The sequence below is a fragment of the Streptomyces sp. PSU-S4-23 genome, assembly GCF_055632315.1.
Genome location: NZ_JBVMUU010000002.1, coordinates 7,529,490 through 7,551,779 on the forward strand (window position 1 = coordinate 7,529,490; position 22,290 = coordinate 7,551,779).

General features: G+C 67.0%; 14 protein-coding genes and 4 pseudogenes. 10 read left to right on the forward strand and 8 right to left on the reverse strand.

The window, feature by feature from the left end:
- Positions 1 to 276: 276 nt before the first annotated feature.
- Positions 277 to 1,770, reverse strand: coding sequence for an alpha/beta hydrolase (locus tag ACZ79I_RS34055; protein ID WP_471502714.1), 1,494 nt, complete (start codon positions 1,768 to 1,770; stop codon positions 277 to 279).
- A 277-nt stretch (positions 1,771 to 2,047) separates the two neighbouring features.
- Here ACZ79I_RS34055 and ACZ79I_RS34060 point away from each other — a divergent pair, with 277 nt between their 5' ends.
- Complete coding sequence (locus tag ACZ79I_RS34060) at positions 2,048 to 2,482, forward strand: DUF6228 family protein (RefSeq protein ID WP_471502715.1); 435 nt, start codon at positions 2,048 to 2,050, stop codon at positions 2,480 to 2,482.
- Positions 2,483 to 2,625: 143 nt separating this feature from the next.
- Positions 2,626 to 3,543 carry an IS5 family transposase gene (locus ACZ79I_RS34065; RefSeq protein ID WP_471502717.1) on the forward strand — a complete coding sequence of 306 codons (918 nt, stop codon included), beginning with the start codon at positions 2,626 to 2,628 and terminating at the stop codon, positions 3,541 to 3,543.
- Here ACZ79I_RS34065 and ACZ79I_RS34070 read toward each other — a convergent pair.
- Both ACZ79I_RS34070 and ACZ79I_RS34075 read right to left on the reverse strand, forming a co-directional pair.
- A pseudogene (locus ACZ79I_RS34070) lies at positions 3,500 to 4,034 on the reverse strand (hypothetical protein). The gene ACZ79I_RS34065 and the pseudogene ACZ79I_RS34070 overlap by 44 nt on opposite strands.
- Before the next feature lie 151 nt (positions 4,035 to 4,185).
- Positions 4,186 to 4,324, reverse strand: a pseudogene (locus ACZ79I_RS34075) (IS21-like element helper ATPase IstB); the annotation flags it as partial.
- Between the two features lie 902 nt (positions 4,325 to 5,226).
- Between ACZ79I_RS34075 and ACZ79I_RS34080 the strand changes: the two are divergent.
- Entirely contained in the window at positions 5,227 to 5,484 is a 258-nt protein-coding gene (locus tag ACZ79I_RS34080) for an SH3 domain-containing protein (protein WP_471502718.1), read from the forward strand.
- A 124-nt stretch (positions 5,485 to 5,608) separates the two neighbouring features.
- A pseudogene (locus tag ACZ79I_RS34085) lies at positions 5,609 to 6,143 on the forward strand (hypothetical protein).
- Here ACZ79I_RS34085 and ACZ79I_RS34090 read toward each other — a convergent pair.
- Positions 6,100 to 7,017 (reverse strand): IS5 family transposase, encoded by a 918-nt coding sequence (locus tag ACZ79I_RS34090; protein WP_471502717.1) that lies wholly within the window; start codon positions 7,015 to 7,017, stop codon positions 6,100 to 6,102. The pseudogene ACZ79I_RS34085 and the gene ACZ79I_RS34090 overlap by 44 nt on opposite strands.
- Positions 7,018 to 7,226: 209 nt before the next feature.
- Here ACZ79I_RS34090 and ACZ79I_RS34095 point away from each other — a divergent pair.
- A protein-coding gene (locus tag ACZ79I_RS34095) for an IS630 family transposase (protein WP_471493049.1) occupies positions 7,227 to 8,311 on the forward strand; the annotation gives its coding sequence in 2 pieces (ribosomal slippage) (positions 7,227 to 7,752 and positions 7,752 to 8,311; 1,086 coding nt in all).
- On the opposite strand, the pseudogene ACZ79I_RS34100 reads toward ACZ79I_RS34095, so the two are convergent.
- From ACZ79I_RS34100 to ACZ79I_RS34115, 4 genes and pseudogenes are all read right to left on the reverse strand, one after another.
- Positions 8,309 to 8,668 (reverse strand): annotated as a pseudogene (locus ACZ79I_RS34100) (transposase family protein); the annotation flags it as partial. The gene ACZ79I_RS34095 and the pseudogene ACZ79I_RS34100 overlap by 3 nt on opposite strands.
- A gap of 60 nt (positions 8,669 to 8,728) precedes the next feature.
- Entirely contained in the window at positions 8,729 to 10,495 is a 1,767-nt protein-coding gene (locus ACZ79I_RS34105) for an IS1182 family transposase (RefSeq protein WP_471505374.1), read from the reverse strand.
- Between the two features lie 571 nt (positions 10,496 to 11,066).
- Complete coding sequence (locus tag ACZ79I_RS34110; RefSeq protein ID WP_471505377.1) at positions 11,067 to 11,453, reverse strand: transposase; 387 nt, start codon at positions 11,451 to 11,453, stop codon at positions 11,067 to 11,069.
- Entirely contained in the window at positions 11,432 to 11,854 is a 423-nt protein-coding gene (locus ACZ79I_RS34115; RefSeq protein WP_471502720.1) for an IS5 family transposase, read from the reverse strand. The genes ACZ79I_RS34110 and ACZ79I_RS34115 overlap by 22 nt, the downstream gene beginning before the upstream one ends.
- 337 nt (positions 11,855 to 12,191) lie before the next feature.
- Here ACZ79I_RS34115 and ACZ79I_RS34120 point away from each other — a divergent pair, with 337 nt between their 5' ends.
- From ACZ79I_RS34120 to ACZ79I_RS34140, 5 genes are all read left to right on the forward strand, one after another.
- The gene (locus tag ACZ79I_RS34120; RefSeq protein ID WP_471502722.1) at positions 12,192 to 17,822 is read left to right on the forward strand and encodes a DNRLRE domain-containing protein; all 5,631 of its coding nucleotides are present in this window, start codon (positions 12,192 to 12,194) and stop codon (positions 17,820 to 17,822) included.
- Positions 17,823 to 17,939: 117 nt separating this feature from the next.
- Entirely contained in the window at positions 17,940 to 20,984 is a 3,045-nt protein-coding gene (locus tag ACZ79I_RS34125; RefSeq protein ID WP_471505380.1) for a golvesin C-terminal-like domain-containing protein, read from the forward strand.
- Between the two features lie 76 nt (positions 20,985 to 21,060).
- Positions 21,061 to 21,516, forward strand: a complete 456-nt coding sequence (locus ACZ79I_RS34130) for an SMI1/KNR4 family protein (protein ID WP_471502724.1) — start codon at positions 21,061 to 21,063, stop codon at positions 21,514 to 21,516.
- A 137-nt stretch (positions 21,517 to 21,653) separates the two neighbouring features.
- The gene (locus ACZ79I_RS34135) at positions 21,654 to 22,031 is read left to right on the forward strand and encodes a hypothetical protein (protein ID WP_471502726.1); all 378 of its coding nucleotides are present in this window, start codon (positions 21,654 to 21,656) and stop codon (positions 22,029 to 22,031) included.
- Positions 22,032 to 22,036: 5 nt separating this feature from the next.
- Positions 22,037 to 22,222 (forward strand): hypothetical protein, encoded by a 186-nt coding sequence (locus ACZ79I_RS34140; RefSeq protein WP_471502728.1) that lies wholly within the window; start codon positions 22,037 to 22,039, stop codon positions 22,220 to 22,222.
- Positions 22,223 to 22,290 lie beyond the last annotated feature (68 nt).

Sequence of the window (22,290 nt, forward strand, 5' to 3'; positions counted from 1 at the left end):
ATCCCGTACCGCTGCCAGGCCCATGTGCCCCCCAGCTCACTCGATGACCCGACCTCTCGGGATTCACCGGGAGGCAATCAGGAATCGTGAAGCAGCCTCACTCCTTCGCCTGCGCTTCACTGGACGCGCTCTGCTACCTGGTCGCCGGCGGGATCTCGTGGCGGGCGATGCCCGCGGACTTCCCTGGCTTTCTGTGGAATGCTCCTCCGTCGCAGTCCATAGAATCTGTCCAGGCCGATCTCGGCGACCAGGACCTATCATCGTCGCCACGCGCCTCTAGGGGCAGTACACGTCGCCGACGGGTCGTCGACCGGTGGCCAGGAAGCGGGAGACGGTGCGGTCGCCGCAGGCGTTGCCGTTGGCGAGGTAGGCGTTGTGCCCGGTGGAGCCGACGGTGACCATGACGGCGCGTGCGCCGAGGGCCCGGCGGAGTCTCAGGGCACCGCTGAGCGGAGTGGCCACATCACGGGCGTTCTGCACGAGCAGGATGTCGGACGGGCCTTGGCCGGTGATACGTACCGGGGACCGCCGCGGCGGGTACGGCCAGGCGGCGCAGACCGTCGCGTTGCGGGGCATGCCCGCGGTGAGCGGATGCAGGCGGCGGCTGGCGGCGACGGCCTTGCGGTAGCCGGCCGTCGACGTCGGCCAGGCCACGTCGTTGCAGATCGTGCCGATGCTGACCGCGGCGAGGTTCTGCAGCGCCTGCTCCGGCGGTTGTGTCGGCGCGGGGGGCACCGTGCCGTGCCGGGCGGCCAGCATCAGCTCGGCCAGGGCGGGGAAGCGGCTGGGTGCGTAGAGGCTGTCCAGCATGGTCTGGCGCAGCACGTTGCCGTTCAGCTCCGGGGGGTTGGCGCCCGGCCAGGGGAGCGGTGCCCGGTCGAGGCGGGCAGCGAGGCGTAGGAACAGCGGCCGTATCTCGTCGGCGGTCGCCGCCAGCCGGTCCGGATTGCCGGCGGTCGCCGCCCACCGGGCGAACTCCGGGAAGGTGTCCTCCACCCCGCGCTCGTACGCGTGCAGCCAGCCGCGCTCGACCAGGACGGGATCCGGATCGTCGTTGCTGTCCAGCACGATGCGGTCGGTGTGCTGCGGGAACAGTTGGCTGTAGACGGCGCCCACGTACGTGCCGTACGAGACGCCCCAGGCCGCGAGCCGGTGTTCGCCGAGCGCGGCGCGGACGCGGTCGATGTCGTGGACCTCGTCGAGGGTGCTGATGTGCCGGATCAGCTCGCCCCCGTTGCGCGTACAGGCCTGCGACAGCCGGCGGGCGGTGGCCAGGTTCCCGGTGATCGAACCGTCCGGGGCCGGCCAGGGACGAAACGTCGACGGGGCGAGGTCGGCGGGCTGGAGGGCACAGTTGACGGTGGTGGACGGAGCGAGCCCACGCGGCGCGAAGCCGATCAGGTCGTACCGGTCCCGCACGGCCTGCGGCAGCTTCTGCCCCTTCTTGGAGGGGTCGGCGAGGCTTGTGTTGCCCGGCCCGCCCGGGATCAGCAGCAGTGCCCCGCGCCGGGTGGCCGGTTTCTCGGCGGGAATCCGGGAAACGGCGATGTCGATCGTGCGGCCGCCGGGGTCGGCGTAGGACATCGGCACCTTCAGCGAGGCGCACTGCTGACGTGCATCGAGCCCGTCGCCCGCGCACCGGGTCCAGTGGAGGGCGGGCGACGAGGGTGCCGCCGTCGCGGGAGGGGAGACGCTCAGCGGAGTGGCGAGGCCGAGGAGCGCCGCGGAGACGGTGAGCCAGGCGGCTCGTAAGCTTCTGCTCTGCTTCATGCGGACGAGCCTCGCGGATCCGGCGGGCCGTTCACATCCGGTGAACCCCCGCGTCGATAAGGGGGCTTACCCGTTTGCCGGGAGACCGTCATGAAGTCCGTCCGCCGCTCTCGGCAACGGGTGGAATGAGGGCCGGCCTCCGCCTGCGCGCCTCGGTGACCTGGATCAAGGGTCTCCGGACCGCCGGTTGATCATGACTCGACACGCGCCGTAGCAGCGGTCCTGGGCCGCGGAAACGTGACGTTGTCAGCGTGTCGACGTCCGTATCCTTCGGCGGGTGAGTCTGATCGAGATGGGGTCAGGGCAGGTTGAGCTCGTCGTGCGGGGGCCGGGGGCGCTGGCGACCTCTGTCCGGTTGTTCGACTGGTCGCGTGCGGATGAGTACGAGACGGTCTTCGCAGTGGAGGCCGTTGCTGATGGTGTGCGTGCACGGCTCGAGAACGTGACCGTCACCGTCTGGGATGACATGGGCGAGTTCTTCGATGGCCTCGCGCGCGCCTTTCGTGGTTGGGAGGGGGAGCGGGTTTGGATCAACAACCACCTGGTCGTGACGGCGACCTTCGGCTCGGGTGGTCATGTGTATCTGTGCTGGACTCTTCGGTCCGGCTTCTTTCCCGGTGACTGGAAGTGCACGGTGACGACCGTGATCGAAGCCGGTGAAGGGATGACGGCTGTAGCTGCGGACCTGCGGGAATTCCTGAGCCAGGGGTAAGAAGCTGTTGTCTTTCCGATCTTGAGCGGTGTCCGTCGAACGGGAGTCTCGATCGGTTGATCACGATCGGCTCCGGGCATGAGAGCAGGGCCTCTTGGTAGCTCAGAGGGTGTCTATGCCAACGAGCGGTCCAGGAGGCCCTGTTGTCGCAGTTGTACTCGACCGCCAACTCGGAGTCCACCTCGGTCACCCTCGCGTGTGATCGCCTGGCTCACCGGTTCGGGAATGCCGCCGACAACGGGGTGCGCGAGCGCTGCTACCCGACGGACATGACGGACGGGGAGTGGACTGACGTCCGGCCGTTGCTTCCGGTGCCGGGCTGGATGCGCGGTCGGGGTGGCCGGCCGGAGGCGTACTGCCACCGCGCGATGCTCGATGCGATCCGCTATCTCGTGGACAACGGCATCAAGTGGCGTGCGATGCCCGCCGACTTCCCGCCGTGGGACCGGGTGTATGCGTTCTTCCGCCGCTGGCGCGAGAACGCGCTGGTCAAGGAGTTCCACGACCGGCTGCGGGCCAAGGTCCGCGAGAAGCTGGGGCGGGACGCGGAGCCGACGGCCGGCGTGATCGACTCGCAGTCGGTCAAGGCGGACGCCGTCGTCGGGTCGGACAGCCGCGGCTTCGACGGCGGCAAGCTGGTCAACGGGCGCAAGCGGCACGTCGTGGTCGACACGCTCGGCCTGCTGCTGGGGGTGATGGTCACTGCCGCGGACACCGGCGACCGCACCGCCGCGCAGGTGCTGCTGGAGCAGGTGGCAGGCGCGCACCACCGGCTGGCTCTGGTCTGGGCTGATGGCGGCTACACAGGCAGCCTCCTCGAGTACTGCCTGGCCGCACTCACCCTGGTGCTGACGATCGTCAAGCGCAGCGACGACATGCGCGGCTTCGTGGTGCTACCCAAGCGGTGGATCGTCGAGCGTCTCTTCGCCCACCTGATGCGCACCCGCCGCCTGGCGCGCGACTTCGAGCGCCGCACCACCAGCGCCGAGGCGATGGTCTACTGGTCGATGATCCTGCTCATGACTCGCCGCCTGGCCCGGCCACATCCCCCGCGAGCGTGAACCGGCCCGGCGCCGGCTCGGCCAGCCAGCCGCGCGTGAGCATGCGTTTCGCCTTCGACCGCAGTGCTTCCACCCGCGCCGGCACCACGTCCATGCCGAACGCCGCGGCCAGCTCCTGGCAGGTCAGCGGCCCCTGGCCCAGCCGGAGGCGGTCCGCGAGCGTCTTGAGGATGCGCTGGTAGTCCACCGACAGCACCGACCAGTCCAGCCCCTCACGCCATACCGGCACTTGCGACTTCGGCTTGGCGGCCTCTCGGGGCGCGGACTGCGCGTCCGTCCCGCGGATCCTCGGTGACCTCCGTGTCGGCGGTGTTGCCGCCGTCCGGAGCCAGCACCGTGTCGACCCGCCTGCGGGCGATCGCCCACTCCTGCCATTCCTGCTCGGCCGCAGCCAGTTCGGCCTGGATGCGGTCGGCTTCCTCGCGCAGCCTGTCGACTCGACGGCGAGCGGCGAGCTCGTGCTGTTCCAGCAGTCCGACGACCGACGGCATGCGCGACCTCCCGGGGAGCGACGACCCGACAGGTCACCACTCCCACGGAATCGCCGCTCCTATCCCCGACCAGCGGAAACGCATCAATCACGCCCGGAAAGACAACAGCTTCTCAGCCCGCGTTCGCTCCGTGCAGGCACGCCCGCCAGGTTCAGCCGACGGCTTGCTGCTCAGCGACGCGGGTGGTGGCGAGGCGGTAGGAGTTGGTGCCGGTTTCGATGATGTTGCCGCCAAAGGTGAGGTGGTCGACGATGGCTGCGCAGAGACGGGGGGTCGGTGAAGGTCTCGGTCAAGCACCACCTTGGGCTCGCGGGCCGCAGTGACCAAGTGATGAACCGGCGTCGTGCCGACTCGTGTCGGTACGACGCCGGTCGCACGAAATGAGAATGCTCCGTGCGCTTTGCTGCCCTCCATGCGGTTTATGGCGCACTTCAGCCGATGCCTGGCGTGAGATGGGGTCACGCTGAGATGGTCCCCGGCGGACCGCTGCGCGACGTCAGTGATGGATTTGGGCACACGGTGTGCCGTCGGCCTTGTTGAACTCGATGCACAGCCAGGTGCCGTGAGGGAACTTCCGACCTTTCAGGTTCCAGTCCACGTCGGAGAACTTCGTCAGCCCCGCGGTGACGGGAGTCGCGTCCTTCCACCTGGTGATGTCGGTCCGCCCGCCCTTGTAGACCGTGTACAGGCGGCCCCGGACCCGGTGCCGTGGCCGTCCATCCAGCCGCCCGCCCGCTTCACCGACAAGCCCTTGCCCTTGACGTCCAATCCCGCTTTGCCGTCTGTGACGGCCGCGTCCGCGTGTGCGGGGGCAGTCGCGCAGACCAGGGAGAGGAATGCCGCTGCGGTGATCATCCTGTATCTCATGGCTCGTTCAAGAGGAAGTGCTGGGTGGGCGGGTAGGGAGTCCGGCATCGTGCTCCCGGTGAGCAGAGGCGTGCTCGACGGGTATTCGGCGCAACGGGCGACATGCGCGCGAAGGTACACATATCACTCGAATTAGCGGAATACGTATTTTGATCGGGTGAAATCGGGCAATGGGTGTGAGGCTTGCAGCGTCCTCAGCCCGCGGCTGAACTCCCAGGAAATGAGTGTCCGTTGTCTCGATGTTGCGTCTTGCTGTTTGCCTCGGTCCTGCTCACCGCGCCGCCGCTGGTGCTGTCGGCTCCCGCAGTGGCGTCCGGGCCGGCCCGTGTCCCTGCCGTGCCGGGGGCTGCCAGAGGAGTTCTGCCGGATCACCGGCTCCTCGGCGACGGTGCGTGCGCAGCCGAGGACGAGCGCGGCGGCACTCGGAACCGCGTACAAGGGAGACGCCTGCACCGCGCACGGCTGGGCCGAGGGCGATGGGGCGTGGGTGAAGGTCACGATCAAGCACACCAGCACCACCGGCTATGTGCACTCGTCTCTGGTGGCCTGGGGCAAGGAGGGATTGCAGCGTACGGGACTCTGACCCGTCCCCTGAGAAGCTGTTGTCTTTCCGGGCGTGATTGATGCGTTTCCGCTGGTCGGGGATAGGAGCGGCGATTCCGTGGGAGTGGTGACCTGTCGGGTCGTCGCTCCCCGGGAGGTCGCGCATGCCGTCGGTCGTCGGACTGCTGGAACAGCACGAGCTCGCCGCTCGCCGTCGAGTCGACAGGCTGCGCGAGGAAGCCGACCGCATCCAGGCCGAACTGGCTGCGGCCGAGCAGGAATGGCAGGAGTGGGCGATCGCCCGCAGGCGGGTCGACACGGTGCTGGCTCCGGACGGCGGCAACACCGCCGACACGGAGGTCACCGAGGATCCGCGGGACGGACGCGCAGTCCGCGCCCCGAGAGGCCGCCAAGCCGAAGTCGCAAGTGCCGGTATGGCGTGAGGGGCTGGACTGGTCGGTGCTGTCGGTGGACTACCAGCGCATCCTCAAGACGCTCGCGGACCGCCTCCGGCTGGGCCAGGGGCCGCTGACCTGCCAGGAGCTGGCCGCGGCGTTCGGCATGGACGTGGTGCCGGCGCGGGTGGAAGCACTGCGGTCGAAGGCGAAACGCATGCTCACGCGCGGCTGGCTGGCCGAGCCGGCGCCGGGCCGGTTCACGCTCGCGGGGGATGTGGCCGGGCCAGGCGGCGAGTCATGAGCAGGATCATCGACCAGTAGACCATCGCCTCGGCGCTGGTGGTGCGGCGCTCGAAGTCGCGCGCCAGGCGGCGGGTGCGCATCAGGTGGGCGAAGAGACGCTCGACGATCCACCGCTTGGGTAGCACCACGAAGCCGCGCATGTCGTCGCTGCGCTTGACGATCGTCAGCACCAGGGTGAGTGCGGCCAGGCAGTACTCGAGGAGGCTGCCTGTGTAGCCGCCATCAGCCCAGACCAGAGCCAGCCGGTGGTGCGCGCCTGCCACCTGCTCCAGCAGCACCTGCGCGGCGGTGCGGTCGCCGGTGTCCGCGGCAGTGACCATCACCCCCAGCAGCAGGCCGAGCGTGTCGACCACGACGTGCCGCTTGCGCCCGTTGACCAGCTTGCCGCCGTCGAAGCCGCGGCTGTCCGACCCGACGACGGCGTCCGCCTTGACCGACTGCGAGTCGATCACGCCGGCCGTCGGCTCCGCGTCCCGCCCCAGCTTCTCGCGGACCTTGGCCCGCAGCCGGTCGTGGAACTCCTTGACCAGCGCGTTCTCGCGCCAGCGGCGGAAGAACGCATACACCCGGTCCCACGGCGGGAAGTCGGCGGGCATCGCACGCCACTTGATGCCGTTGTCCACGAGATAGCGGATCGCATCGAGCATCGCGCGGTGGCAGTACGCCTCCGGCCGGCCACCCCGACCGCGCATCCAGCCCGGCACCGGAAGCAACGGCCGGACGTCAGTCCACTCCCCGTCCGTCATGTCCGTCGGGTAGCAGCGCTCGCGCACCCCGTTGTCGGCGGCATTCCCGAACCGGTGAGCCAGGCGATCACACGCGAGGGTGACCGAGGTGGACTCCGAGTTGGCGGTCGAGTACAACTGCGACAACAGGGCCTCCTGGACCGCTCGTTGGCATAGACACCCTCTGAGCTACCAAGAGGCCCTGCTCTCATGCCCGGAGCCGATCGTGATCAACCGATCGAGACTCCCGTTCGACGGACACCGCTCAAGATCGGAAAGACAACAGCTTCTACTGACCTTGCTGGCGTGATGTCGTGGGGGTCGACAAGCTGTGCTTGTCGCAGTAGGCCGGTCACATGAGGTATCCGCAAGGGGGCGGGCTGACCGCGGAGCGACGGGCGTTTCGCGAGCACATCCGGATGCAGGCGGCCGAGTTGTTCGCCCTGGAACACGACAATGCAGCTATCGCCAGGCAGTTACGTGTCAGCGTGCGGTCGATACAGCGGTGGCACCAGGCATGGGAGCACGGCGGAACACCGGCCCTGGAGTCGAAGGGGCAGGCGTCCCAGCCCAAGCTGAGTGAGGCACTGTTTGCGGCGCTCGAGCAGGAGCTGGCCAGGGGGCCGGTAGCGCACGGCTGGCCGGACCAGACGTGGACGCTCGCGCGGATCAAGACGCTGATCGGGCGCCGGTTCCACAAGAGCATGACGCTGTCGGCCATCGCGCAGATGCTGCACCGCCACGGTTTCAGCCATCAGGTCCCCGCCCGCCGCGCGGTAGAGCGGGACGAGGACGCCGTCACCGGCTGGGTGAAGGGAACCTGGCCGCAGGTGGAAGGTCCGTGGCGGCGCTCGGGGCCTGGCTGTGCTTCGAAGACGAGGCCGGCTTCTCGATGACGCCGCCCACCGCCCGCACCTGGGCCCGGCGCGGCCACACACCCGTCATCCGGGTGCGGGGACGTTCCCAGCGCCGCTTCTCCATCGCCGCCCTGGCCTGCTACAAGCAGGGTGAACGCTCACGCCTGGTCTACCGGCCCAAACGCCACGTCGATCACAAGCGGGGCGGCAGACGCAGTTTCACCTGGACCGACTACCGCGACCTGCTCATCGCCGCCCACCAGCAGCTTGGCGCACCGATCGTGCTGGTGTGGGACAACCTGAACGTCCACAAAGACCATCGGCTGCGGGAGTTCATTGACACTCACGATTGGATCACCTGCTACTTCCTGCCGTCCTATGCACCCGACCTCAACCCCGTCGAGGGCATCTGGTCACTGCTGCGACGCAGCAGCCAGGCCAACACCGCATTCACCAACCCGGACCACCTCATGAGCGCGCTTCGCCACGGTCTCCGCCAGATCCAGTACCGCAGCAACCTCATCGACGGATGTCTCGCCGAAACCGGCCTCACCTTGACGACATCACGGCAACAATGTCAGTAACTCCTTGGCCACGGCCTTGACTTGCCTGGTCAGGCGGACGGTTCGCCGCTGATATCGGTCCAGCACTCCGGGCACCTGCTCGCGGAAGGTGTGGCGGCAGCCGCGCGTGGGACACATCAGGCGCCGCACCCGCACACGGACCACCACCCGTCGTTCATCGACCGGCACGTCGGCCACCCTCCGCCCGTGATAGCCGTGCACGCGTTCCGACGAGGCCCCGCACACCGGGCAGACCGCAGTGTCCCGCGGAGTCCGTGTCCGCAACGTGATCCGCTCGCCTTCGTCGACCACGTCCTCGATGACCAGCGGGTACAGGCCCGAGAACACCGTCTGCACGAGCTCGTTGACATCCTTCACGCGAGGGTCAACGACGCTCACGACGCTCCGTCACCACCGAAAGGATGCTGTTGGTGATCTCTAGGTGCTCAAGTCTCGGCAGAGTTGCCGGAATCTGCTGACTGGCCTGGCTCGGGCCGGTGGTTCACTGCCAGGCAAGCTGGACTGGCTGAGCCTGATGATGTTGGCTCCGGCGGCGGTGAGGACGTGCTGGACGTGAGTCTTCGCAATCCCGCGGTAGCGGCAGTGGCGCAGTCCGTGGGCGTGGACGGTTTCGGAGACGGTGGCCTCGCATCCGGCGCGGATCGCGTAGCGATGCTGCCACTGCTCGGTGTCCTGTTCGCGCCGGACCCGGGTCTGGATCTCCTGCAGACGCCGGGGCAGGAGGGTGACGTGGCGAGCACGGCCGTCGGTGTTTCCGGTGCAGGCGAGCCGGTCTTCGCAGGCCCGGCATGCGGGTTTGGGAAACAGCACGGACAGCCGCTCATGTTGGTCGCCGAGGGTGGGCTTCCACGGGTGGCTGGTGATTCCGCGGGGACAGGTCAGCGTGCGGGCCTGCCAGTCGGGGATGAAGTCGGCCTTCGTGAAGCCGGGATGGTCCTGGGCCCGGGGGTCGGCGCGGACCGGCCCGGTCAGGGCGATTCCGTGGGCGCGGGCTGCCTGGTCGATGGACTCGGGCGTGACATATCCGGCGTCGACGAAGTGTTCCAGGTCCGTGAACTGCTGTCGGGCCAGGCTCTGATGGATGGCCTCGAGCGCATCGATGTCCTGCTCGGGAGCGGGCCTGGTCGTCACCTGCACAATGACGTTCGGCCCACTCTCGGTGCAGATCTCGCTCTGGTGATCGCGATAGCCGATCCAGTTCTTCGTCCCGGCTGCGGTGAGTTTCCGGCTGTATCGGGCCTGCGGATCGTAGGGGGAAACAATCTCGACGCTGGCCCACGGGACACAGGCCGTGGCCGGATCAGGCCGCCCGTCAGTCGTCGGCGGCAGGTCCGCACGACGGGGCATGTTGCGTCTGCTCAGCCGGTCTTTGGTGGACTTCGCACCCCGCCACCGCAGCCGGCCCTCGGCGTCGTGCCAGTACTGCTGCACCCACACCTGACGCAGGGTCTCGACCTGCGTCAGTGTCCGCAGCCGTGGCGGGGCATCGTCACCGAACACCGCCCGCAGCAGCCAGATGCCGTCCTCGCCGACCTGCAGCGCGTACTCCTCCAGCGCCCCCTTGCCCTTGGGAAGCCGGTGGTAGAAGGCCGGACGGCCGTAACGGTCTGCCCAGCCCGGCAGGACCAGCCGCGCCAGCCACTCCTCATCCGCGAGGGCGAGTTGCTCCAACGCGGCTCGCAGGGTCTCGGCGACGAGCTCGGTCCGGTTCAGCGTCCGCACCGCAGCCAGCACGTGGGTTGAGTCCGTCCGTACCCGGCCGCCACGTCGTTTGACCAGCCCGGCAGCCACGAGATGATCCACCATCACCGCCAGCAACCGGTCAGCCCGATCGCCCTCGGCCATCCGGTCTCGGAACTCGCTGAGAACGGAGTAATCGAAACCCGGATCGTCAAGATCCATCCCGAGACAGTACTTCCAGTCCAAGCGGCAGCGGACCGCCTCGGCTGCCTGCCGATCGGTCAGATTCTCCGCAAACTGCAGCACTGACACCATCGCCAACCGTGCCGGGGACAGACCTCGCCGCCCATCGGCCGGGAACCAGTCGGCGAAGTCATCGTCCACAAACAGCTCATCCAACCGGTCCCGTACCCACATCGCCGCCGTGCCCTGAGGATTACTCGCCCGCGCCATCCGGACCGTCAACACCGGAATCTTCCGCCCCGAACCCACACCCATCGACATCGCGGTCACCCCTCCGACCGCCGTATCCGCCCCGCTGATACGAGAAGAGCACCTGGCCGCGACAACCAGCCGAGAAACCAGACGACTTCACCCCACCGAGCGAAGATCACCAACAGTATCCCGAAAGTGAGACAGGGCCGTTAAGTTGACACACTCCGTCCCAGCGCGAAGAAGCCGTCTGAAGATCCGCCGACGAGATCGACTCGGCGGGATCCTCCACGAGTACGAACATGCTGCCTGACCTCGGCGGATGGTTTATCGGCATCCGCAGCACCCCTCGCGGGAGGGGCGGCCCTTGGCGTGTGGTGGCGGCAGCTCAGCTATGGCAACTCAGGTGCAGTAATTGAGTGACTATCAGGCGGCTTGCGGCATATTATCCCAACGCTTGACATGCGCTGCTCAACGTCTGTTAGAACTCGCAGTCGTCCACTGTCCAACCGCTCAGCGCGGGCCCAATGCCCGTTCTACGGAAGGGACGTTCATGTACCGACCACGAGCCAGACGGCTCCTGGCGACGAGCGTGGCGGTGGCCATCATGGCCACTCTCGCGCCGACGCCGGCCTTAGAGGTCCTAACAAAGGCGTTGGACGTGTCGGTGGGTGATGAGGCAGGTGGCGAGGCCGAGGAAGGCTTCGTGGATGTCGTCTCGCCGTTCCCAGCGGATGCGCAGGCGGCGGAAGCCGTGGAGCCAGGAGATCGTTCGCTCGACGACCCAGCGGAAGATGCCCAGGCCGGAGCCGTGGGGCTGGCCGCGTTCGGCGATCGCTGGTCGGATGCCTCGCTGCCGCAGCAGTCGCCGGTACTTGTCGTGGTCGTAGCCGCGGTCGGCGAAGAGCATGGCCGGTCGGCGCCGTGGCCGCCCGACCGTGCCGGCCACGGGTGGGACCTTGTCCAGCAGCGGGATCAGCTGGGTGACGTCGTTGCGGTTGCCGCCGGTCAGCGATACCGCGAGCGGGATGCCCTGCCCGTCGACAAGGACGTGGTGCTTGCTGCCCGGCCGCGCTCGGTCGACCGGGCTGGGACCGCTTTTGGGCCCCGCCGGGCCGCCCGCACGTGGGAGGAGTCGATCACCGCCCGCGACCAGTCCAGTTGCTTCGCCGACCGCAGCTTCTTCAGCAGTACCAGGTGCAGCTTCTCCCACACGCCGGCCTCGTTCCAGGCGGCCAGGCGCCGCCAGCAGGTCATGCCCGAACCGAACCCCAGCTCCTGCGGCAGGTACTCCCACTGGATGCCGGTATGCAGCACGAACAGGATCCCGCACAAGGCCTGCCGGTCCGGAACTCGCGGCCGACCCGCCACCAGCTTCGGACCCGGCTCGGGCAGCAACGGCTCGATCAGCGACCACAGTTCGTCCGACACGATCCACGGCCGAGACTGACGCTTCCCCACGACCCGACCAACGAGCAGACAAGCCGACGGTCACTTGATCAAAAACTTCTGTTAGGACCTCTTAGCCGCCTCGCGCGATGACGGCAACTCGATAGTCGACGGCATCAAGAGCTGGTTCTCCGACGACGACCGGGAAGAGGCGAAACCGCCGAAGCTGCCCGACACCGCCGTCCCCAGCAATGAGCAGCTGGCCAGAGGGAGAGCGGCGGCGAAGCCCAAGCGGGTGCGGGAGCTGGAGAACAGGCGCACACCATACTCCAGACACTGGCAACTGTCCGACGGCAGGGTGCAGTCCGAGGTCTCCACCGTGGCGACCGATTACTCCACCGGCAAGGGCAAGGCCAAGTCCTGGCATCCGATCGACACTTCGCTCACCCCGGCCGACCGGAGCGGCTTCCGCTACGCCAACACCACCAACCTCGCCCGCACCTACTTCGGCAGCTCTCCCGAGCAGCTGGTGCGGTTCGAGCTCGACAAGGGCCACTGGGTGGCCATCGGCATCAAGGGCGCCGAAGCCTCGAAGCTGACGCCGCAGGTAGCTGGCAACGCTGTCACTTACCGTGACGCCTTCGGCAAGGGCGCGGACCTGACGTACACCGTCGGCAACGGGACCGTGAAGGAGGGCATCGTCCTGCGCGGACGGCCCGCCGGCACTCCCCGTTACGACTTCACCCTCACCACCAAGGGGTTGAGCGCGAAGAGGCAGAAGAACGGCTCCATCGCGCTCTTCAGCGAAGGCTCCGGGCCCGGCCGACCCGAACTGCTCATCCCCGCGCCGTTCATGACGGACGCCAAGAAGGACGCGAGCGCGCCGTACGGGACCAAGAGCTCCGACGCCGTACAGCAGTCGCTCACCGGCAAGGACGGCTCGTACGCCGTGAGCCTGCGGCCGGATGCCGCCTGGCTCGCGGCGAAGGGGCGCCAGTACCCGGTGGTCGTCGACCCGACGATCTCCATCGCGCCGACGCCGTCGCAGTCCCAGGACGTGATGATCTCCTCGGACGACCCAGCGGCGAACTACGACGGCAGCTGGCGCCTCTCGGTCGGCAACACCACGACCGGCGCCTCGCGCGCCCTGGTGAAGTTCGGCCTGTCCGGCGTGCCCGCGGGCACCAAGCTGGACTCCGCCGACCTCAAGCTCTACTACGACCAGACGCACACCACCGGCGACAACGAGGTCCAGTTGGAGGCGCACCGCGCCACCAACGCCTGGCTGGAGAACAACGCGACCTGGAACAGCGCGAGCGGCTTCACCGGCGAGCTGTCCGGCACGTCGGTCCTGGTCGACGACCGGGACGCGGGCACCACGTCGGCGCAGGGCGCCTGGCCCGCCTCCACCAACACCACGTACACCCAGTACGCGGTCAACCAGGACTACCTGTACAACAAGGACGCGGTCGCCGGGGACAAGTACAGCTGGCAGCCGAACCTCCCCGAGGACGGCAACTACCAGGTCGAGACGCACTACGTCCCGGCCTCGGACCGCGCCACCAACGCCCCGTACACCGTCACCTACGACGGCGGCACCAAGGCATACACGGTCAACCAGCAGGCCGGCACGGGCGGCGTGTGGAAGACGCTCGGCACCCACCCGTTCAAGGCGGGCACGCTGGGCAAGGTCGTGCTCGGTGACGGGCCCGCGTCGACGACCACCGCGGTGCTCGCGGACGCCGTCCGGTTCACCAAGGGCGGTGTGGTCACCAAGCAGCCGAACGAGTCCAACACCTGGCACTCCTTCTCGGTGACCAAGACCGTCCAGCAGTGGATCGACGGCACGTACGCGAACAACGGCTTCGTGATCAAGGCCGGCGACGAGTCCGCCAACGGTCCGAAGGGCGGCCCGCGTTACGAGGCGGCCGAGTACGCCTACAAGGGCGAGAGCGCCAACTACCCGAAGCTGGTGCTCACCTGGGGCCGCCAGGGCGTCGCGGTCGACGCCCCGCAGGTCATCCACGCCACCGGCGCGGAGCTGAACTGGCCGGCGTACACCGACCCGTCGACCGCTACCGGCGACGACATCGTCGAGTACCAGGTCCACCGCAGCGTCTACCAGTCCTTCACGCCGTCGTCGCAGACCCTGGTCTCGCCGGTGTCCAAGGACGCCACCACGTTCACGGACTCGACGGCCACCCCGACCCCGGCGGACTCCGCCGACTCGTTCGGGAACGTCTTCTACTACATGGTCGCGGTCAAGACGAAGGACGGGCAGGTCATCCCGGCCCCGACCCAGATCGTCAAGCTGCCGAAGGCCGGCCGTACGACCCTGGTCCTCCAGTCGGGACAGACCGACACCACCCTGTCGTCCGCGCAGCCGACCACCGGCCACGACACCATCTCCGACTCGGGGCTCACCCGGAACTGGCTGTCGGTGGGCAACAACTCCACCACCTACGGCAAGACCCGCGCCCTACTGAAGTTCCCCGGCGTCAACGCGATTCCCGTCAACTCCCGGGTGCTGGAAGCCCAGCTCGACATGTGGGGCTGCACCACCACCACGGGCACCGCGGGCGCGATCTACGAAGCCCACGGTCTGACCCGTGACTTCGACGAGACCGCCGCCTCCTGGAACAACGCCACCTCCACCACCGCGTGGACGACGGCCGGCGCCGATATGGACGCCGCGGTCGCCGACACGGTCGGCACGGTCACCAACGACCCGGCCCGCCAGAGCTGGTACCTCACCTCGCTCGCCCAGGGCTGGGTGACCACCCCGTCGAGCAACAAGGGCGTGGCGATCCGGCTCAAAGACGAGTCGACGGCCGGTCCGCAGGAGCGCACGATCTTCCTCTCCTCGGAGGCGGAGGAGCCGCAGCTGCGTCCGCAGCTCGTCGTGACGTACATCGACAAGTCGACGGACTCGACCTACTTCGCGCCCTACACCCCGTCGCGGATGATCCCGGGCGACACCTACACCGTCGACGTCACCCTCACCAACACCACCACCTCGGTGTGGAAGGCTGCGGACTACGCGCTCTCCTACACCTGGTCCCTCCCCGACGGCACGGACGCCACCACAGGCGGCAACCAGCTGCAGACCGCGCTGCCGAAGGACCTGTACCCGGGTGACACGGTGACGGTGAAGGCGCAGCTGAAGGCCCCGATCAACTCCGATTCGGGCAACAAGCGGCTCGACTACATCCTCAAGTGGGATCTGCGCAACAACACCGCCGGCACCTGGCTCTCGGCCACCGAGTCCGTCCCGCCGCTCGCGCAGAACGTCCGCACCGAGAACCCGACGTCGAACCAGCTCGGCCTGGAGAAGTTCTACTCGTACGCGGGCAAGAACACCGGCGCCGGCTCGACGCTGATGACCAACCTGTACGCGGGCAACACGGTCTGGCAGTACAACGCCTTCAACAACCCCGGGCGCGGTGTGTCGACGTTCGTACGTTTCGCGTACAACTCCCAGGACACCTCCGACACGGTCCTCGGCCACGGCTGGTCGGCGCAGGCCGCGATGCCGCTGCGGCTGGGCACGGCGCTGGACTTCCACCCGAACCCGAACCCGACCGAGGTGACGCTGCCGGACGGCGACGGCACCGAGCACATCTTCCGCAAGCAGGCGGACGGCACGTGGAAGGCCCCTTCGGGCGTCCACTACCTCCTCCAGCAGGGCTCAGGTGTCGACTGCACCCCGGACAAGGACGGCGACCCGAAGGCGTGGTCGCTGACGCGTCCGGACCGCTCCCAGTTCTTCTTCGACTGCGACGGCTATCTGACGTCGATCGTCGACAAGAACGGGAACACGCAGTCGTACACGTACGAAGAGCGCAAGTCCAACAACAAGCCGACCAAGTTCCTCCGTTACATCACCGACCCGACGGGCCGTCAGACCCTCACGGTCGACTACTACGCCAAGGGCCAGTCGTACTCGTACATCAATGACGCGGGCACGAAGGTCACCGGCACCAACCTCACCAGCCCGAAGATCATCGACCACGTCAAGTCGATGACGGACATCTCCGGCCGCAAGCTGGAGTTCGTCTACAGCGACAAGGGCCTGCTCGGCGAGCTGACCGACGGCGTGGGCTCCACGCAGCCGAAGGTCTTCAAGTTCGTCTACGACGCCACCCAGGGCAACAAGAACGTCAAGCTGGTCAAGGTCACCGACCCGCGCGGCAACTCGACGTCCCTGGACTACTACTACCCGCAGGTGGGTGACGATCCGAAGTTCCACTGGAACACGAAGACGATCACCGACCGTCTCAACGGCACGACCGGGTACGCGTACACGGACCCGGACGGCACGGCGGGCTCGTTCATCAACACCACGGTGACGGACGCCGAGAACCACGCCACGACCCAGTCGCTCGACGGTTTCGGCCGCCCCAACCAGATCACCAACGCCAAGTCGGAGACGACCAAGCTGGCCTGGGACGCGGACAACAACGTCACGCGCCTGGAGGAGGCCAACCAGGCGGTCACGACCTGGGTCTACGACCCGAAGACCGGCTACCCGCTGGAGCAGAAGGACGCCGAGGCCAACAAGAACGGCACGGCCGCGGCCACCTACACCTACTCCACCGGCCTCAACGGCTACATCGCGGACCTCTTCCAGAAGAAGTCCCCGGAGGGCCGCACCTGGCAGTTCGGCTACGACTCCCTTGGCAACATGACCTCGGTCACGGACCCGAAGGGTGTGGCCACCGCCACGGCCGGTGACTACACCAAGACCTACGAGTACGACACCTACGGCCAGGCCACCAAGGAGACCGACGCCAACGGGCATTCGACCGTCAACAGTGGCTTCCAGCCTGTCGGTTATCCGGCCACGATCACGGACGCCGTCGGCAATCCGTCGACGTTCGATTACGACGTCCGCGGCAACGTACTGAAGGTCACCAATGCCAGGGGCGCGCAGGTCACCCAGACCTACGACGCCTTCGGACGACCGCTCGTGAAGAAGGAGCCGAAGGATCAGGCGGCGGGTGTGCTCATCACTACCCCTGCTCCCGAGTACGACGAGAACGACAACATCATCAAGGCCACCGCCCCCAACGGGAGCGTGACGACCTCGGTGTACGACAGGGCCGACCAGCTGACCCAGTCCGACATGCCGGGCGACCTGGCGACCGACCCCGTACGGCGGACCACGTCGACCTATGACAAGGTCGGCAACGTCCTCACCATCACGGAGCCCAAGGGCAACGCGACGCCGACGGCCGGCGACTACACCACCACGAACAAGTACGACGCGATCTACCAGCAGATCGAGGCGCTGGACGCCAACGGCGGCAAGGTCACGACGGCATTCGACAACGTCGGCAACATCACCAAGGTCGTCGACGCGCGGAAGAACGCCACAGCCGATCTGAGCGACTACACCACGGCATTCGACTACGACCTCAACCACCGGCTGGTGAAGACGACGGACGCCATCGGCGCCTTCACCTCGGTCCGCTACGACCGTGACGGACTGCGCGTGGGCCAGACGGACGCCGACAGCAACGAGGCGCTCGCCACCTATGACGAGCGCGGCGCCCTGACCCAGTCCAAGGTGCCCGTCAGCAAGGACGGCTCCGGAAACATCACCTACCGCACCACGAAGTACGAGTACGACCAGGTCGGCAACAAGACGAAGACGATCACCCCGCGAGGTGTCGCCACCACCGGCGACAACACCGACTTCACCGCGGAGACCGTCTACGACGAGCTGAACCGGGTCAAGGAGGAGAAGTCCCCCTTCAGCGCGGCCGACACCCGCTACAACACATCCGACTCGACGTTCTACTTCTACGACACGGTCGGCAACCTCAGCTCCGTCTCCGCGCCGCCCTCGGACGGCCAGACGGTCCGTAATGTCACCGAGTTCACCTACTACGACAACGGCTGGACGAAGAGTTCGAAGGACCCGTGGGACATCAGCACGTCCTACGACTACAACGAGCTCGGCCAGCAGACGAAGAACACGCTCACCTCGGCGGGCGGGTCCCAGTAGCGCACCACGACCTGGGACTTCTACCAGTCGGGCAACCAGCGGGCCCGCTCCGACGACGGTATCCCCGTCGGCAAGCAGGTCGTCCTGGTCGACAGCTCGGACTTCAACAACACCGCGATCCAGGGCAACTGGTCGCGTACGCAGGCCGAGCAGCAGTACGGCTTCGACACCTACTCGCATCCCGCAGGCACGGGCGCGGACAAGTTCGCCTGGCAGCTCAACATCCCGCAGAACGGCACGTACGAGGTCTTCGTACGCCACCCCAAGATGACGGGCGCGGCCAGCGACGCCAAGTTCACGGTCGACTACAACGGCGGAACCGTCACCAAGACCGTCGACCAGACCCAGAACACCGGCACCTGGATCTCCCTCGGCAGCTACTCCTTCGTCGAGGACGGTCCGCAGAAGGTCAGCCTCACGGACCAGGCCAACGGCACGGTCCTTGCCGACGGGGTGAAGCTGGTCCGGTCCAACGCCGGTGAGACCGACAACGAGAAGAAGGACTTCACCTACACCTATGACGCCAACGGCGGCATGGTCGAGGTCAAGGACAACTCGCCCGGTGCGAAGATCGACACGTACCGGATCGCGTACGACGGTCTCGACCGGATCTCCAAGGTCGAGGAGGTCGCGGCCGGCGCGGTGAAGAACACCACGGCGCTGACCTACGACGAAAACGGTCATCCGCTCACCTCGACCCACGACCTCACCTGGTCGAAGATCGAGTACGACGCGCGGGATCTGGTCTCCAAGGTCACCAACGCCGATTCGCCGACCGCGGGCAACCAGCAGATCTCGTCGATGACCTACACCGCCCGCGGGCAGCTGCTCAAGCAGACCAAGCCCAACGGCAACACGCTCGACATGACCTACTACCTCGACGGGTCGGTCAAGCAGTCCGTCGAGAAGAAGTCGAGCGGCACGGTCGTCGCCCAGCACGACCTGGAGTACTCGGCCAACGGCCACCGCTCCAAGGACGTCCTGAAGCTGATGAACGCCGACGACAACTCGGCCTACATCAACAACACGTACACCTACGACTACGACCCCCAGGACCGGGTCACCCAGGTCACCAAGTCCGGTGACAGCCCGGCCACCGAGAAATACTCCTACGACCGCAACAGCAACATCATCGAACAGACCGTCGACAACATCACCACGACACAGCGGTACGACCGCAACCGGCTGATGTCCGCCTCCGCGGACGGAGTCGCGTCGACGTACAACTACGACCCGCTCGGCCGTCTGGACACCGTGAGCATCGGCGGACAGACCTCGCAGAAGTACTACTACGACGGGTTCGACCGCACCTACAAGACGCGCTCGGGTTCGGGCGCGGCGGCGGCGACCACGACGTACGTCTTCGACCCGTTCGACCGGACCGTCTCGCAGACGACTTCGGGCACCGAGTCCAAGACGACTGCCTTCACCTACCTCGGCATCGACAACCAGGTGCTGCGTGAGGAGCTGAACGGCAAGGCCGACAAGTCGTACCAGTATCTGCCGTCCGGCCAGCGGGCCACCCAGATCAAGCACAAGGACGACGGCACCAAGGAGTACTCGCAGTACGTCACGAGCCCGCGCGGTGACGTCGAGGCCATCACGAAGGAGGACGGCAACACCCGGTCCACGTACGGCTACACGGCCTACGGTTCAGACGACACGTCCCAGATGACCGGTGCGGACAAGCCCGACTCGGCCAATCCCGACAAGGACTCGTACAACGCCTTCCGGTTCAACTCGTCCCGCTGGGACAAGTCTTCGGGCACGTACGACATGGGATTCCGGAACTACGATCCGGGGCTGAACCGGTTCCTGACCCGTGACCTGTACGGCGGCGCGCTCGGCGACATGGCACTGGCCACGGACCCGTTCACCGGCAACCGCTACGCCTTCGCGGGCGGCAACCCGATCAGCTTCGTCGAACTCGACGGACACCTCTTCGGGATGTCGCTGTCCGACATCGGACACGCGGCGCTGGACGTGGTCGGCCTGATCCCGGTCGTGGGTGAGGTCGCGGACGTGGCCAACGGCATCTGGTACGCGGCGGAAGGGAACTACGTCGACGCCGCGCTGTCACTGACCTCGGCCATTCCGCTGGTCGGATATGGCGCGTCGGCGGTGAAGGCGGGCAAGTACGCCAAGAAGGGCATCGACGCCATCGACACGGCCAACGATGTCCGCAAGGCGGAGAACAAGGCCGAGGCCGTCACGGATGCCGCCGGCGCGGGCAAGAAGGCCGAAACGGACGCACCGGGCGCCTCAGCCACCAAGAAGGAACCGGAAGCACCGAAGTGCACCAACAGCTTCGTGCCGGGTACGAAGGTGGTCCTGGCCGACGGTTCCACCAAGGCGATCGAGGAGCTGCACGAGGGCGACCAGGTGCTGGCGACCGACGTCGAGTCGGACGACAGCCGTGGCCGGGTCGTGCTCGACACCTTCAACAGCAAGGGTAAGAAGGACCTCGTCACTCTGACCGTCGACATCGACGGCCGGAAGGGCGGCCGCACCGCGAAGATCACTTCGACCGAGGCCCACTCCTACTGGCTGCCTGACGCGGGCCGCTGGGTGGATGCCGGGGATCTCAAGCCCGGCAATGTGCTGCGCAGTTCGAGCGGCACGTGGGTCCAGGTCACCGCGGTCGAGCACCAGCGGCGTACCGAGCGGGTCTACAACCTCACGGTCGACGGCGTCCACACGTACTACGTGGTGGCCGGCGGCCAGAGCCTGCTGGTCCACAACGCCAACTGTGAGCCGGTCGAGGTCACCGTCAAGTACGTCGACGGAATGTCGAAGACCGAGTTCGCCAAGAAGGCGGCGGCACTGCAGAAGCTGAGCGATGAGGGGAAGCTCTTCAAGGCCCCGAACCCGGTCACGCGGAACAAGTCCGTCACCAAGAACTACAAGGGCGATCTCATCCGCCGGGTGTACGACCAGTACGGCTCGACCAACCCGCAGTTCGCGGACAAGCTCAAGGACCGGATCCTGAACCGTATGGACCCCGATCACATCCATGAGCTGCAGCTGGGCGGTCCGGACACCGCTGGTAACCTCAAGATGCTGGACAGATTCACCAACTGGCACATAGGTACTCAGCAGATCTGGCAGCAGATCAAGAATCTGGACGACTACACCCCCATCAAGATCAAGGTCGAATGGTAGGCCCGTCGTGAATGTCGAGCTCCGGCGTGTGGTGGAGGAATTGCGCGCCACCCTGGCAACTCGCGATGAGTGGCGCATGATGAACTCACTGCCCGCCGGCGCTCGGCCGGACGAACTCGGCGACGACATCCCGGAGGAATACCGGGAGTTCCTCGCCGCGGCGAACGGCGCCACTTGCGGAGACGTCACCGTCTTCGCGGCGTCGGACGTGCTCAAGATGCAGTTCTACGCCGACCCTGTCCCGGGAGCACCCGTGACGCTGGGCCGGGAGAACTGGTTCTGCTGCGGCGTCATCTCCGACGAGCCGTTCTTCCTGAACAGGTCGACAGGAGAGGTCTGGTACTTCCCCGACACCGGGGAGGAATGGTCGATGTCATCCACGTTCGAGAAGGTCGCGGACGACTTCGCCTCGTTCTTCCTGGAGCACATGGCGGGACCGGGTTACGCGGATCTCTCGGCCACCGGCCGGGATGACCAGTGGGCGGACCTGCTCGGCCATGTGGGGCGCATGCCCGGAAACCAGAGCCGGTAGCACTTAGCAAAATCCGGGCCCCTGGGCGCAGCGTCATCCGCCCAGGGTCCCGGCCTCGCTCGATGATCCCAGTCGTGGGCCTTGGCGCTGCTTTTCGACTGTGTTCCTTCGACCCCTGAACGCGATTGGGCCAAGCTGTGACGTTCGAGTACAGGGAGTCGGAAGCCCCGCTGGAAACGGACTTCGAGGTCCGTATGTGGGACTACGACGCCGGGCACTCCAAGCTGCTGCTGCGGGGATTCCCCGACATCGAGGCGGAGTTCTCGGAGCAGCCGCCCGTGCTGGACATCGTGTTCAGCGGAGTGCTGCACCTCTCGATGCAGCCCTTCTACCCGAGACTGAGACTCACTCGGGCGGAAGGTCTCATCGGCGTCGACGACGCCTGGGCCGAGTACGTGACCTCACGTGAGGCGACGGTCTACCGGCTCGACGGCGGTGTCACGGTCGGCAGCGTCATCGCCGACCGGGTCGACTGGGGCTTCCTGTCGATCCCGGGCGGCGAAGTCAGGTGGTGACCCGAGTGTCGAAACTCACGGCCATCGTCGCCGACTACGAGGCCCCCGCGTCATTCGTTGCGCCAGACCTGCTGCTCAGCTTCTGGCGCCCCTTCGACGGCGACGATCAACCGGACGACGAGCAGGGCTACTACTTCAACTCCGTGTTGGTGGCCCGGCCCGGCTACTACGACGGCCCCAGACAGTGCTAGGGCTCGTCCGGCGGATCATGGGCCGAGCCAGGGCCGGACCGAGGCGAGGGCCGGCCAGTGCCCTAATC